The 13747-nt window shown below is 73.0% G+C and carries 10 protein-coding genes; 5 read left to right on the top strand and 5 right to left on the bottom strand.

The genetic code is table 11. From position 1 onward, the window contains the following. Positions 1-66 precede the first annotated feature (66 nt). Complete coding sequence (locus ACFQZY_RS14320) at positions 67-3063, bottom strand: hypothetical protein (RefSeq protein WP_377416916.1); 2997 nt, start codon at positions 3061-3063, stop codon at positions 67-69. 121 nt (positions 3064-3184) lie between these two features. Here ACFQZY_RS14320 and ACFQZY_RS14315 point away from each other — a divergent pair, with 121 nt between their 5' ends. Next, the gene (locus tag ACFQZY_RS14315) at positions 3185-4531 is read left to right on the top strand and encodes a phosphatase PAP2 family protein (protein ID WP_377416914.1); all 1347 of its coding nucleotides are present in this window, start codon (positions 3185-3187) and stop codon (positions 4529-4531) included. A 15-nt stretch (positions 4532-4546) separates the two neighbouring features. Here the strand turns inward: ACFQZY_RS14315 and ACFQZY_RS14310 are convergent, their stop codons facing one another. Together ACFQZY_RS14310 and ACFQZY_RS14305 are read right to left on the bottom strand one after the other, a co-directional pair. Then, positions 4547-5224: a hypothetical protein gene (locus tag ACFQZY_RS14310; RefSeq protein ID WP_377416912.1), complete on the bottom strand. Its 678-nt coding sequence runs from the start codon at positions 5222-5224 to the stop codon at positions 4547-4549. A 65-nt stretch (positions 5225-5289) separates the two neighbouring features. Further along, positions 5290-6183 (bottom strand): LysR family transcriptional regulator, encoded by an 894-nt coding sequence (locus ACFQZY_RS14305; RefSeq protein ID WP_377416910.1) that lies wholly within the window; start codon positions 6181-6183, stop codon positions 5290-5292. Between the two features lie 96 nt (positions 6184-6279). Between ACFQZY_RS14305 and ACFQZY_RS14300 the strand changes: the two genes are divergently transcribed. Genes ACFQZY_RS14300 through ACFQZY_RS14285 form a run of 4 tightly spaced genes read left to right on the top strand, consistent with a single transcriptional unit; the run spans position 6280 to position 11503 of the window. After that, positions 6280-8433, top strand: a complete 2154-nt coding sequence (locus tag ACFQZY_RS14300; RefSeq protein WP_377416908.1) for a thiamine pyrophosphate-dependent enzyme — start codon at positions 6280-6282, stop codon at positions 8431-8433. An 18-nt stretch (positions 8434-8451) separates the two neighbouring features. Next, positions 8452-10047 carry an indolepyruvate oxidoreductase subunit beta family protein gene (locus ACFQZY_RS14295; RefSeq protein WP_377416906.1) on the top strand — a complete coding sequence of 532 codons (1596 nt, stop codon included), beginning with the start codon at positions 8452-8454 and terminating at the stop codon, positions 10045-10047. A gap of 59 nt (positions 10048-10106) precedes the next feature. Continuing rightward, positions 10107-11090 (top strand): Bug family tripartite tricarboxylate transporter substrate binding protein, encoded by a 984-nt coding sequence (locus ACFQZY_RS14290; RefSeq protein WP_377416904.1) that lies wholly within the window; start codon positions 10107-10109, stop codon positions 11088-11090. Next, a complete protein-coding gene (locus ACFQZY_RS14285; protein ID WP_377416902.1) occupies positions 11090-11503 on the top strand; it encodes an acyl-CoA thioesterase in 414 nt (137 codons plus the stop codon). Before ACFQZY_RS14290 ends, ACFQZY_RS14285 begins: the two co-directional genes overlap by 1 nt. A gap of 43 nt (positions 11504-11546) precedes the next feature. Here ACFQZY_RS14285 and ACFQZY_RS14280 read toward each other — a convergent pair whose 3' ends face one another. Together ACFQZY_RS14280 and xdhC are read right to left on the bottom strand one after the other, a co-directional pair. After that, a complete protein-coding gene (locus ACFQZY_RS14280) occupies positions 11547-12755 on the bottom strand; it encodes a urate hydroxylase PuuD (RefSeq protein WP_377416900.1) in 1209 nt (402 codons plus the stop codon). Between the two features lie 151 nt (positions 12756-12906). Then, positions 12907-13719, bottom strand: a complete 813-nt coding sequence (gene xdhC / locus ACFQZY_RS14275; RefSeq protein WP_377416898.1) for a xanthine dehydrogenase accessory protein XdhC — start codon at positions 13717-13719, stop codon at positions 12907-12909. Positions 13720-13747 lie beyond the last annotated feature (28 nt).

Raw genomic sequence — 13747 nt, 5'->3', positions numbered from 1 at the left:
GTTCCTCCTTGGGGCAATGGATGTTGGACAGGGTGATCGGGGCGTTCAGCGTCTCGTCGCTTATGGCTATTGGGGAGAGACCACCTCGACGCTGACCGCAGGCGTCGGCTCATGACTGGTGAGTGCCCCCGGGGTCCGCAGGCGGATGACGCGTTGACCGATAGGCGCATCGGCCGCCACGGTGAGCTGCACACGGAGCAACTCGCCCAGCTCCGTGGCGCTCCAGGCCGGTGCGGTGAACGCGATGCCGAAGCGCAGCCCCTGCGCAGGCTCGGCGAGGACTTCGTAGACGTCCTTCAGGCCCTGGCCACGTACGGTGAAGGTGTAGGTCTTGCCCGGCTCCAGCACGATGGGCTCAACCGAGTGGATGGCAGTGGGCGGCGCACCCACGCTGACCAGCATGTCGTTGCGCCCGACCGCGGTCACACCTTGCGCCGCGGTACCGGTGCCCGAGAGCACACGGATGCCGTACAGCCCCGACGGCGCGGACCCCGCGACACGGACGGGCAGCGACAGCGAGGTGCCGTCAGCACTGGCGACGGGCGTCCCGAGGGTCATCCCGTCAGGACCGGCGACGCGGGCCGCGGTCACGCGGTCGAGTCCGACGCCCGTGAGCGTGAGGACGCCCGAGCTCCCCGTCTCGAAGCCAGCCGGGCTGCGCGGCTGCATCCCGGTCAACGCGGTACCGACGAGGACGCCCACGGCCGCAGCTCTGGCGGCCCTCGGCTCTTCGACCGACGCGACGGGCAGGTTGAAGGACACCCCCACGTGGGGCGCATGTGCGGCGCGAGGCTCGGAGGCCGGCGCGCTGACCATTCCCCGCCGCACGCCCACCGGGGGGGCCGAGATCGCGTCACGCAAGGGCCCGGCCTTGGTCGCCACCTGGAACGTGTTCGCGGGCTGCGGCGCCGCGGGGGACTCGCCGCCAGCCGCCTGCACGATGACGACGCGCTCGCCTGGTGCCGCCCCGGCCGCGACCTGCAACTGGAACGTCAACTCGGTGCCGTCCGCGCTCGCCACGAAGGGAGGCGCGGGCACCAAGCCCCCCGGGGGCTCGATGCGAACCCCCTGCACGTCGGAGAAGTTCACGCCCCGCAGGTGCACCGACGCCGACTGGCCAGCCACCACCACCTGCGGCTTCACGGCGACCAGCGCGGGGGCGGGTGCGACGACGAGGAACTGGTCCCCCCCGGGAACAGCGAACTTGAGGTTGCCGGAAGCGGTGGACAGAACCAGGCGGCTTGGCGTGCGAGGGGCATCGGCCGCTACCGAAAGCGGCAGCGACAGGCGCGTGCCATCGGCACTGGCCTGGGGTGTTCCCAGCGCCAGGCCGGCCCCCGGCCGCAGCTCGGCCCGTGTCACGGCCTGCAGCCCGGCACCCGACACCTCGAGCACCAGCGAAGTCCCCAGGACGCCCGTGGCCGGCAAGACCCGCCCAGCGCCCGCCCCAAGGCTCACACCCACCGGGGACGCGAGCCAGGTCGATGCAACCGTAGGCCCCGCACCGGCGTCACCGCTTCCGAACCGCACGCCCACGACTGGCGAGGCAATGGGCGAGATGCCCTGCCTGACCTCGCGCACGATGGTGAACTGGTTGGCGCTGGCCGCGGCCGGGTCGCTCGTACCCGAGGGGGTGGCGACCTGCACGGTGCGCGCCCCCGGCTGCGCCAGAGGATCGACCTGTACCTGGGCAATGAGCTCACGTCCGTCGGCGTTGCGGACGGGCTGTGCATCCACCGCGAGATCCACGCCAGGTTGCAGCAGGAGCTGTCCCTCTTGCAGATGCGCTCCGCGCACCAGAAGCTGCACGCGCTGGCCCGGGACCGCGAACAGCGGCTCGATGGAGTCGATCCGGGGTTGGCCCGTGGTCAGAAGGAGGATCGCCTGGTTCGGATCGGCGAAGGGCACGGGCTGTCCTGCGGCCGTCGTCACGACCAGGCGCCGCGGCCCGGTCGCCGCATCCGCCCGGGAGGTGACGGCGAGCTCCCAACGGTTCGATGCCGGCGGTGCGGCCGACACGGAGAGACCGGCTGCCGGCATGACGGATACCCTCAGGTCCGGCGGCAGGGACTGCCCCTCGAGCGTGAGCGTGGCCACGCTACCGACCGCCATGGCCTGCGGCGCCATGCGCGTCAGCACCGGCCCGCGCACGAGGCCCACGCGCGGCGCGGTGAAGGTGCCTGCCGCGGCGACCTGCGCGGCTTGGCCGGCTGGCCCGACCTGCACCTGCACGGCCCGGGCGTGGCTGGTGTTCACGCCACGGAAATCCGCCGTGACGAACACCGGCAGCGAGGCCGGCGCGAGCAGCGCCGAGGTGAGCGTGAGGGTGGCGAAGCCGTTGGCGCGCGGCACCACCTGCATGAGCGCGGTGGTCTGCCCGGCGGGGAGGGTGACGCGCGCCGCAGGCACCGAGACCCGGGAGGCGTCCGAACTGGCGACGGTGATCTCGTGGTCGACCACGTCCGGCGCCGTCAGCCGCAGGGCCACGGAATGCGGCGCGTTGTCCGGCGGCAGGGCCAGCGGGCTGGGCTCCACCGAGAGCACGGGCAGGGACGGGCCGACGGTCAGCGGGATCGACGAGGTGCCCTGCGCGCTGGAGAAGGTCAGGGCCTGCGGACCGAGCGGCACGACGGCACTGACGGCGAGGTCGGTCCGCAGCTGCGTGGCGGACTGCCGCAGGTTCGACAGCACCAGCCCGGGGTCGCCCGCGCGCAGCGTGCCCACCAGCAGCCGCTGGCCCGACAGGACCAGCGACCGTGTCTCGCCGCGCCGCACCACCGAGGGCGTGACGGACTCGAGCACCGGTGCCTGCGCCCCGGCGCCGGCGCGACGCACAGAAAGGATGTTGCCCGCCGGGTCATACACATAGTCGGTGACGAGGCCGGCGGCATCGGTGTGGCGCACCAGGCGGCCCAGCGGGTCGTAGTCGTAGCGCTCCTGGCCGGCGCGCGCCGCGGACAGCCCCGGCCCCGCCAGGAGGAACAGGAGGACGGCGATGCCCGCGCCAGCCCGCCGGACCCACGCGTGGAACGAACCCGATTTCCCCCTGGTCGTGCGCGGCACGGCATCTCCCTGGTGTGGGGCAACGCGCCGTGCCGATTGGCTGGCCGTTGCCGATGGGGGCGGAATCTATCAATGCTTTCGTATTAAAAACAACCGCTTCTTCATCACCGAACCGCTCCTCATGACGAACGTATTCCTGCTGAGTCGCCGCAGCGTGTTGCTGCTGGGAAGCAGCGTCGCCTGGCGCGGCCTGGCGCACGCCGGCCCCGCGCCGGCGACACCCGCAGCACCGGCCTCGCCCTGGTTCGCACGCGAGGTCCAGGCGCCGTCCGCACCGCCCCCGACGCCCGCCCTGGCAGCCGGCGCCCCGGCGCACCTGGCGCACTGGCCCCGCCTGGTCCTGCGCCTGGTGGTCAAGTACCAGCAGAACCCGCTGCGCGCCGCGCGCGCGCTCGCCCACGTGCAGGTCGCGCTGCACGACGCCTGGGCCCACGCCTCGCGTACCTGGCCCGGGGCCGGTGCGGCCGGCGAGCTGGCGGCCCACCAGGCGGCTGCCCGCGTGATGGCGCAGCTCTATCCCAATGAGACAGCCGGCGTGTTCGAGGCCCACCGCGCGCACCTGGCCGACGCGCTCACGCTGCCGGACGAAGCCCGCGCGGCCGCAGCGGCCGTGGGCAATGAGGTGGGCGAGGCGCTGGTCGCCCGCAGCCTGCGCGACGGCGCCGGCCGGTCCTGGCCGCCGCGGCAGCGGCCCGCAGACTTCCTGGGCGCGTGGCAGCCCACCTGGCCGCTGTATGCCGCCAACCCGGCGGAGGGACTGGCGGGCCAGTGGCGCCCCTGGGTCCAGCCATCGGCAGGCCGCCATGACCCGCCGCCGCCGCCCCGGCCGGGCAGCGCGCGCCACCGGCAGGAGGCGCAGGAGGTGCTGGACGCGGCCCGGGCGCTGGACGACGGCCAGCGCCGGGCCGCGCATGCCTGGCACCTGGAGGCAGGCTCGGTCACCCCGGCGGGCGTCTGGATGCAGCACACGCTCGAGGCCCTGGGCGAGGCCGCGGCGCAGGCGCCCACACCCGCCGAGGGCACGGCCCTCCTGCTGCGCGGGGTCACCGCCGTGGCGGTGGCCATGCACGACGCCTTCATCGACTGCTGGCGCGTCAAGGTCCGCGACTGGAGCGAGCGCCCGATCACCGCCGTGCGGCGCGACCTGGACCCGGGCTTCGAGCCGCTGCTGGTCACGCCCGGCTTTCCAGCCTACGTGTCGGGGCATGCCACGGTGTCGGCGGCGGCAGCCGGGGTCCTGGGCCACTTCCTGCCGCAGCGGCGCGCAGCCTTCGCCGCCATGGCGCAGGAGGCGGCGATGTCGCGCCTGTGGGGCGGCATCCACTTCCGCAGCGACAACGACGAGGGCCTGCGGCTGGGGCAATCGGTGGCGCAGGACGTGCTCGCCGCGCTGCGCGGGCCCGCCGCACCGGGCGCGCCGGGCCAGGCGGCGCTTGCGGGTTTCGCAAGCCCCGAGCGTCCGGCCTAGCCCCGAGCGTCCGGCCTAGCGCAGGACCTGCGAGGCCACGCCGCCCGGCCGGCCGCCGCACAGCGGCTGCACCGTGGCCACCGTGCCCGCCGCCGGCCGGTCCGCGGTGAACGCAGGCTCGGTCACCCGCGCCTGCGAGACCAGGACCATCGTGTCCTCCACCTGCGCGGCCTGGCCTGCGGGCGCGAACAGCCGCACCTGGTACGCCTGCGCCCCGGGCACCGCCGGCCAGGCGACGCGCGTGCCGTCCTGGCGCAAGGCACCGGCCGGCAGCGAGCAGGCGGCGCGCAGGTCGATGAAGAAGGCCGGTCCCCGGGCGTGCAGGTCCTGCGCCTGCAGTGACGGGCAGCCGCGGCTGACGACCACCTTCACCGCGGCCCGTTCCGCCGGCAGGTCGGCGGGCAGCGTCCACCGCGTGCCCGCCACCTGCACGTCGTGCGAGGCGAGCAGGCGCGACTCCGGCAGCACGAGGGCGATCTGGACCCGGTGGCTGGCGCCGGCCTCGCCGTCCCAGCGCAGCGTGGGCCGCGGCTCGTCCAGGACCTGCCCAGCGGCCGGCCAGGACAGCGGAACGAGCGTGCAGGCCCTGGCCGACGCCGACGCGGCCAGGAGCGCGAGGGCAGCGAAAGTGGCAGGGGCGGCCAGGGAGGCCCCGGAGGCGGCCAGGCCGCGACGCGGGCGGGGCGGGTACATGGCACGGGACGCTAGCACCGCGCCCGCCCGCCGGCGACCGCGTTCGTCCAGCGCCCCGCGGGCCTTCATCCGCGGAACAGCCCGCCCACCAGCCCGCGCAGCCACCGGTGCCCCGGGTCGGCCTCGAAGCGCCGGCTCCAGTGCAGGGAGACGGTGAAGTCCCGCAGCGGAAACTCGGGCTCCACCAGCACGAAGCCCTCGCCGAAGCCGCGCGCGATGTTGCGCGGGACGATCGCCGCCAGGTCCGTCTGCCGCACGATCGAGGGCAGCGCCAGGAAGTGCTCGGTCACCAGCCGCAGCCGGTCCTCCAGCTTGAGCAGCTGCAGGATGCGCAGCGTGTCCGCATGGGTGCGCACCGCCGCGAACTCCAGCTCGCCCAGGGCCGCGAGGAGCGCCGCGCCGGTGCGCCGCCGCCGCAGGAAGGCATGGCCGCGCCGCAGCAGCAGGATGTAGCGGTCCTCCAGCAGGCGCTGGCTGCGCGTGTCCCGCACCATCGGCAGGAAGCCGAAGGCGAAGTCCACCCGCCCGGTGTGCAGGGCCTCGGCCAGCGCCTGGCGCGGCCAGGGCCGCGCCTCCACCCGCACCCCCGGCGCCTGCTCGCGCAGGGCCGCCACCAGCGGCGGCATGAAGCGGCTCTCGCCGATGTCGCTCATATGCAGCTCGAAGGTGCGCCGCGACCGCAGCGGGTCGAAGCCGTCGGCCTCGCCCAGGGCCGCCTGCAGCGTGGCCAGCGCCTGGCGCACCGGCTCGGCCAGGCGCTCGGCGCGCGGCGTGGGCTTGACGCCGCCCGGCGCCCGCGTGAACAGCGGGTCCTGTAGCAGGCCGCGCAGGCGGGTGAGGCCCTGGCTGGCGGCGGGCTGGGTCAGGTCCAGCTGCTCGGCGGCGCGGCTGACGCTGCCGCACCGGTGCACCGCGTCGAACAGCCGCAGCAGGTTCAGGTCGATGTCCTTGATATGCATTCAGCTTATTCCGGATAGTCGATTCATTTTATTGATTGATGAATTCAGGCTGGCGACACTGCCGAACCCACAACGACGACACCGGGAGACACCCCCTTGGAAGTTTCATTCGGCAGGGAGATCGAATCCCTGCGCCTCGGGGAAGGCCAGACCTTCCACGGCGAGGGCATCCTCGCCATCACCAAGGCGCTGCTGCAATCCGGCGTGGCCTATGTCGGCGGCTACCAGGGCGCGCCGGTCTCGCACCTGCTGGACGTGATGGTCCAGGCCCGCCCCTACCTCGACGAGCTCGGCGTGCACGTGGAGGCCTGCGCCAACGAGGCCTCGGCCGCCGCCATGCTGGGCGCCTCCATCCACTACCCGTTGCGCGGCGCGGTCACCTGGAAGTCCATCGTCGGCACCAACGTGGCCTCGGACGCGCTGTCCAACCTCGCCTCGCCGGGCGTGGTGGGCGGCGCGCTGATCGTGGTGGGCGAGGACTACGGCGAGGGCGCCTCGGTGATCCAGGAGCGCACCCACGCCTTCGCGCTCAAGTCGACGATGTGCCTGCTCGACCCGCGGCCCGACCTGCCGACCATGGTGAACATGGTGGAACACGGCTTCCGCCTCTCCGAGGCCTCGAACATGCCGGCGATCCTGGAGCTTCGCATCCGCGCCTGCCACGTGCGGGGCAGCTTCGAGGCGCGGGACAACCAGCCGCCCCAGGTCTCCACCCGCCAGCTCATGGCCGACCCGGCGAAGTTCGACTACATGCGCCTGGCCCACCCGCCGGTGACCTTCCCGCAGGAGAAGCTGAAGCACGAGAAGCGCATCCCCGCGGCCCGCCAGTACATCCTGGACAACCACCTCAACGAGCTGATGCCCGGGCGCCACGACGAGGTGGGCATCATCGTCCAGGGCGGCCTGTACAACGCCCTGGTGCGCAGCCTGCAGCAGCTGGGGCTGGCCAACGCCTTCGGCGAGAGCGAGATCCCGCTGCTGGTGCTGAACGTCACCTACCCGCTGGTGCCCGAGCAGGTCGCCGGCTTCTGCGCCGGCAAGCGCGCGGTGCTGGTGGTGGAGGAAGGCCAGCCCGAGTACATCGAGCAGGAGATCGCCACCCTCCTGCGCCGCCGCGACATCGGCACCAAGCTGCATGGCAAGGACCTGCTGCCCCAGGGCGGCGAGTACAGCGTGGAGGCGATCTGCGGCGGCCTGGTGCCCTTCGTGGCGGCCCACCTGCCGGCCAGCCCGCTGGACGCCGCGCGCCAGTGGCTGGCGGGCAACCGCGAGCGCCGCGCCGCGGTCGCCGCCGAGGTCGGCCGGCCCCTGCCCGCGCGCCCGCCGGGCTTCTGCGTGGGCTGCCCCGAGCGGCCGGTGTTCTCCGCGCTCCAGCTGGCGCAGCAGGAGGTCGGCAAGGTCCACGTGGCGGCCGACATCGGCTGCCACGCGCTGGGCACCTTCGAGCCGTTCCACACCGGTCACTCCATCCTGGGCTACGGCATGAGCCTGGCGAGCCGCGCCGGCGTCTCCCCGATGATGCAGCGGCGCACGCTGGCCATCATGGGCGACGGCGGCTTCTGGCACAACGGCCTGCTCACCGGGGTGCAGTCGGCGCTGTTCAACGGCGACGACGCGGTCCTCCTGATCTTCAAGAACGGCTACTCCTCGGCCACCGGCACGCAGGAACTGATCTCGACGCCGCCCGAGGACGCCAAGGCCGGCTCCGCGGACAAGGGCCAGAGCCTGGCCCACACCAACCGCACCATCGAGAACACCCTGCAGGGCCTGGGCGTGAAGTGGATGCGCACCGTCAACACCTACCAGGTGGACGAGATGCGCGACACGCTCAAGGAGGCCTTCACCAGCGACTTCAACGGCCTCAAGGTCATCGTCGCCGAGGGCGAGTGCCAGCTGGAACGCCAGCGCCGGCTCAAGCCCTGGATCGCCAGCCTGCTGAAGAAGGGCGAGCGCGTGGTGCGGGTGAAGTACGGCGTGGACGAGGACGTGTGCAACGGCGACCACGCCTGCATCCGCCTTTCCGGCTGCCCCACCCTCACGCTCAAGGACAACCCCGACCCGCTCAAGGTCGACCCGGTCGCCACCGTGATCGACGGCTGCGTGGGCTGCGGCCTGTGCGGCGCCAACGCGCACGCGGCCACGCTGTGCCCCAGCTTCTACCGCGCCGAGGTGGTGCAGAACCCGCGCTGGCACGAGCGCCTGCGGGCCGCCCTGCGCCGCGGCCTGGTGCGCGCGCTGCAACCCGCCTGAGCCGCGAAGGACATTCCCATGGACAACAAGCAACCCGTCACCCTCCTGCTGTGCGCCCTCGGCGGCGAAGGCGGAGGCGTGCTGACCGAATGGCTGGTGGAGACGGCCCGCCACGCCGGCTACCCGGTCCAGGCCACCTCCATCCCCGGCGTGGCGCAGCGCACCGGCGCCACCACCTACTACGTCGAGGTGTTCCCGCAGCCCCTCGCCAGCCTGGGCGGCCGCCGCCCGGTGTTCAGCCTCAACCCGGTACCCGGCGCGCTGGACGCCATCGTTTCCTCCGAGCTGCTGGAGACGGCGCGCCAGGTCGGCAACGGCATGAGCGCGCCGCAGCGCACCCGCGTCATCACCTCCTCCAGCCGCGCGCTCACCGTGAACGAGCGCATGCAGATGGGGGATGGCCGCGTCGACGCCGACCGCCTGCTCGCCGCGGTGCGCGGCTTCAGCCGCGAGCACCAGGTGTTCGACATGGGCGCGGTGGCCCGCGAATGCGGCACGGTGGTCAGCGCCGTGATGCTGGGCGCCATCGCCGGCAGCGGCCTGCTGCCGTTCATTCGCCGGGAGGACTACGAGGCGGTGATCCAGTCCGGTGGCGGCGCCTCGGCCGCCGCCAGCCTGCGCGGCTTCGCCCGCGCCTTCGACATCGTGGCCGGCGCGCAGGCGCAGGCCGCCCTGGTGCGCGGCCTCGTCGAGGCCGACGACGACGCCCCCGCGCCGCGCCCCCTGCCCGCCGACCTCGCCGCCCGCTTCCCGCAGCCGGTGCATGCCCTCCTGGGCCTGGGCCATGCCCGCGTGCTCGACTACCAGGGACCGGCCTACGCCGCGCTCTACGCGCAGCGCCTGGAGCGCGTGCTGCAGGCCGAGCGCGCCGCCGACCCGGGCGGCACGCAGGGCTTCGCGGTGACCACCGAGATGGCCCGCTGGCTGGCGCTGTGGATGGCGTTCGACGACATCGTCCGCGTGGCTGACCTCAAGAGCCGCGCCAACCGCTGGCGCCGCGTGCGCGAGGAAGTGAAGGCGAAGGACGACGACCTGCTGCAGGTCTGGGACCACTTCAAGCCCGGCGTGCCCGAGTTCGCCGCGCTGCTGCCGCCGTCGCTCGCCGGCCGGCTCCTGGCCTGGAACCGCCGCCGCACCGCGCGCGGCCTGCCGGCCTGGTCCATGCCGCTGAAGGTGGGCACGCACTCGGTGGGCGGCATGCTGGCGCTGCGCGCGCTGGCCTCGCTGAAGTGGCTGCGCCCGCGCGGCAGCCGCTGGGCCACAGAGCAGGCCATGATCGAACGCTGGCTGGAGGCCGTGGTCGCAGGCTGCGCCCGCGCCTGGTCGCTGGGCCACGAGATCGCGCAGTGCGGCCGCCTGGTCAAGGGCTACGGCAGCACCAACGAACGCGGCAAGGAGAACCTGCTGCACGTGATGCAGCACCTGGCCCAGGGCGCCGACCCGCAGGCCGCGGCGCAGGCCGTCGCCGCCGCGCGCGCCGCGGCCCTGGCCGACGAGGCCGGCACCGCCCTGGACGCCACCCTGCGTGCCCACGGCGCGCCGCCGCGGCCGCTGAAGGAACAGCCGATACGATTCATCCGCCGCGCCCGGCCCGCCGGGCAGCAGGCGGGCTGACCTCGAGCGGATCCCGAGACAGCTCCGCGAGAAGACCGAGAAGACCCCTGGAGACACGCATGAAGAACCTTCCCCGCCGGGCCCTCCTCGCCCTGGCCCTGTCCGCCGCCGGCCTGGCCGGCACCGCCGCCCACGCGCAGGCCCCGGCCTGGCCCACCAAGCCGGTGCGCGTGATCGTGAACTTCCCCGCCGGCGGCGCGGCCGACACGCTGGCGCGCGCCATCGGCCAGCCCCTGTCCGAGGCGCTGGGCCAGCCGGTGGTGATCGAGAACCGCGGCGGCGCCAACGGCAACATCGGCGGCGAGGCCGCGGCGCGTTCGGCGCCGGACGGCTACACCCTCCTCATGAGCTCCGGCGGCATGGTGTCGATCAACCCGCACCTGTACCCGAAGATGACCTTCGACCCGGCCAAGGACCTGGTCCCGGTGGCCTCGGCCGCCCGCGTCGCGGTGTACCTCATGGTCAAGCCGCAGCTGCCGGTGAACACGGCGCAGGAGTTCCTCGCGCACCTGCGCGCCAACCCCGGCAAGCTCACCTTCGGCTCGCCGGGCAACGGCAGCTCGCCGCACCTGGCGGCGGAGATGATGAAGTCCCAGGCCGGCGTGTTCGCGGTGCATGTGCCGTACCGCGGCGCGGCCCCGGCGCTGCAGGACCTGCTGGCCGGCCAGATCGATTTCCACTTCGACCCGGGCATCGGCCTGCAGCACGCCCGCAGCGGCCGCCTGAAGCTGCTGGCGGTGGGCAGCCTGAAGCGCTCGCCGCTGTTCCCGGACGTGCCCACGCTGCACGAGGCCGGCCTGAAGAACTTCGACGCCGACAGCGTGTTCGGCTTCTATGCCCCGGCCGGCACGCCGGCCGACGTGGTGGCGCGCCTGAACCGCGAGATCAACCGCATCCTGGGCACCAAGCCGATCCAGGACCGCATCGTCGCCCTGGGCGGCGAGGCCCTGCCGCTGACGCCGGCCGAGTTCGGCGCCCGCGCCACGGACGATTCGAAGCGCTTCGGCGGGATCATCCGCGAACGCAAGATCGCGGGGGACTGATGGCGCGCACCGTCACCTACACCCAGCGCGTCGAGTTCGGCGACTGCGACCCGGCCGGCATCGTCTGGTTCCCCAATTTCTTCCGCTGGATCGACGCGGCCTCGCGGCACTTCTTCATCGAGTGCGGCGTGCCGCCCTGGCGCGAGACCGAGAAGACCCTGGGCGTGATCGGCACGCCCCTGGTGGACACGCACACGCGCTTCATCCGCACCGCCAGCTACGGCGACACGCTGGACATCCGCGCGCACGTGGCCGAGTGGCGGGGCAAGAGCTTCGTGCAGCGCTATCAGGTGCTGCGCGGGGACACCGTGATCCTGGAGTGCGACGAGGTGCGCATCTTCGCCGGTCGGCGCGAGGACGGCAGCATCTTCGCGATGCCGGCGCCCGACGCGATCCGCAGCCTCTGCGAGTAGCCGGGGCCACCGGCGCAGGCCCCGGCAACGGGGCCCGCCGGGCTCAGGGCGCGGTCTTCGCGCCCGCCTGGAACCAAGCCCCCACCAGGGCGCGCTCGTCCTCGGTGATGTTCGTGCTGTTGTTCATCGGCATCAGGCGGGTGACCACCACCTGCTGGTAGACGGCCTGGGCGTTCTGCTTCACCGCCTCGGGGGAATCGAGGCGCACGTTCTTCATCTGCACCTGGGCGCCGTGGCACAGGTAGCAGCGCTGCTCCAGCACCTTCTGCACCGCGGCGAAATCAGCCGCGGGCGCGGCGGCCGCCGCCGGCCTGGCGGGCTGGGCCGCCGGCATCATCCACATCAGCGCGCCCAGGATCACCGCCACGCCCACCACCGCATACGGCAGCGGGTGCTTGTTGCGGCCCAGCTTCCAGCCGTGGCGCAGCACGAAGAACTGGCGGATCGCGGCGCCGGCAAACATCATCAGCACCAGCACCAGCCAGTTCTGCGGGTGGTTCCAGGTGAAGCTGTAGTGGTTGGACAGCATCGAGAACAGCACCGGCAGCGTGAAGTACGTGTTGTGCACGCTGCGCTGCTTGCCGCGCTTGCCGTGGACCGGGTCCACCGGCTGGCCGGCCTTGATGGCGGCGACCATCTTGCGCTGGCCCGGGATGATCCACATCGCCACGTTGGCGCTCATGGTGGTGGCGATCATCGCGCCCACCACCAGGAAGGCGGCGCGGCCGGCGAACCAGTGGCAGGCGAGCCAGGAGGCGATGACGACGAGCACCGCGACCAGCGCGCCCACGATGGAGTCGCCGTTCTCCTTCTCGCCGAAGGTGCGGCAGATCAGGTCGTACAGGATCCAGAACACCACCAGGAACGCCAGCACCACGGTCACCGCGGCGGAGGGCGACCAGTCCATCTTCGACGGGTCGATCAGGTAGGTGCGCGCGTTCCACAGGTAGGACACCGTGAGCAGTGCGAAGCCCGACATCCAGGTGGTGTAGCTCTCCCAGTAGAACCAGTGCAGGTGCCCGGGCAGCTTCGGCGGGGCGCCGGCGAACTTCACCGGGTGGTAGAAGCCGCCGCCGTGCAGCGCCCAGAGTTCACCGGAGACGCCCTGCTTCTTCAGGTCCTCGTCCACGGGGGGCGTGAGGCTGGAATCGAGGAAGACGAAATAAAAGGACGAACCGACCCAGGCGATGGCCGTGATGACGTGCAGCCAGCGAAGCAGGAGGTTGGCCCAGTCGAGGAGGTAGCTTTCCATGCGCAATGACACCTTCAGGACTGCTCACCACCGCGGGCGCTCTGAGCAGGGACAAGGCCGCGAACCAAGGGCTTGCGCATGAAGCCCGGCACCGCTGCGACCAATGGGAACGAAGTTTAAGCAACTCCCGCGCCGCGCCATCCCCGGGACATCACGTAGGCTGGCGCCGCAGCAGCAGTTGCGCCGCCACGCTCGCCGCGATCACCTCCGGCTCCTTGCCGGCCAGGCCCGGCAGGCCGATGGGGCAGGTCACCCGCGCGAGTTCGTCCGCGGTGAAGCCGCGGGCCTCGAGCCGGTGGCGGAAGGTCGCCCACTTGGTGCGGCTGCCGATCAGACCCACGAAGGGCAGGTCGTCGCGTTCGCGCAGGCGGCGCAGGCAGGCGGCCACGATGTCCAGGTCCTCGGCATGGCTGAAGCTCATGACCAGCACCTGCGAGCCGGGGGCGAGGTCGGCCACCGCGGCCTGCACCGGGTCGGAGTGCTCGCAGCGCACCTGGGGCGGCAGGCCAGCGGGAAAGATGCCGTCGCGGCTGTCGACCCAGGTCACGGCATAGGGCAGCGGCGCCAGGGCCCGCACCAGGGCCTGGCCCACATGGCCGCCGCCGAATACCGCCACCGGCTGCAGCGCCTGCGCGAGGCGCCGCATCAGCGCGGGCGCCGCGTCCGGCGTGACCGCCTCATAGGCCAGGTGCACCACCCCGCCGCAGCACTGTCCCAGGCTGGGGCCCAGGGGGTAGCGCTGCGCGCCGGGACCCGGCCGGCCGGCCAGGCGCTCGCGGGCGGCGGCGATCGCCTGGAACTCCAGCTGCCCACCGCCGATGGTGCCGGCGACCTCCTGCGCGAACACCAGCATCCAGGTGCCCGCCTCGCGCGGCACCGAGCCCTCGGTGGCGGCCACGCGCACCAGCACCGCGGGTTCGCGAGCGAGGCGTTCGGTCAGGTCGGGCGTGAGCAGATGCAACATGCTGGAAAGCGGCCGGGAGGCCAGTATG

The organism is Ramlibacter sp. GCM10027632, from assembly GCF_042675325.1.
Taxonomy (GTDB): Bacteria; Pseudomonadota; Gammaproteobacteria; order Burkholderiales; family Burkholderiaceae_C; genus Ramlibacter.
This window is presented reverse-complemented; position numbering and strand designations above follow the sequence as displayed.

Coding starts and splice junctions, on each gene's coding strand:
- ACFQZY_RS14315 (WP_377416914.1), top strand. CDS start 3,185: ATGACGAACGTATTCCTGCTGAGTCGCCGCAGCGTGTTGCTGCTGGGA.
- ACFQZY_RS14310 (WP_377416912.1), bottom strand. CDS start 5,224: ATGTACCCGCCCCGCCCGCGTCGCGGCCTGGCCGCCTCCGGGGCCTCC.
- ACFQZY_RS14305 (WP_377416910.1), bottom strand. CDS start 6,183: ATGCATATCAAGGACATCGACCTGAACCTGCTGCGGCTGTTCGACGCG.
- ACFQZY_RS14295 (WP_377416906.1), top strand. CDS start 8,452: ATGGACAACAAGCAACCCGTCACCCTCCTGCTGTGCGCCCTCGGCGGC.
- ACFQZY_RS14290 (WP_377416904.1), top strand. CDS start 10,107: ATGAAGAACCTTCCCCGCCGGGCCCTCCTCGCCCTGGCCCTGTCCGCC.
- ACFQZY_RS14285 (WP_377416902.1), top strand. CDS start 11,090: ATGGCGCGCACCGTCACCTACACCCAGCGCGTCGAGTTCGGCGACTGC.
- ACFQZY_RS14280 (WP_377416900.1), bottom strand. CDS start 12,755: ATGGAAAGCTACCTCCTCGACTGGGCCAACCTCCTGCTTCGCTGGCTG.
- xdhC (WP_377416898.1), bottom strand. CDS start 13,719: ATGTTGCATCTGCTCACGCCCGACCTGACCGAACGCCTCGCTCGCGAA.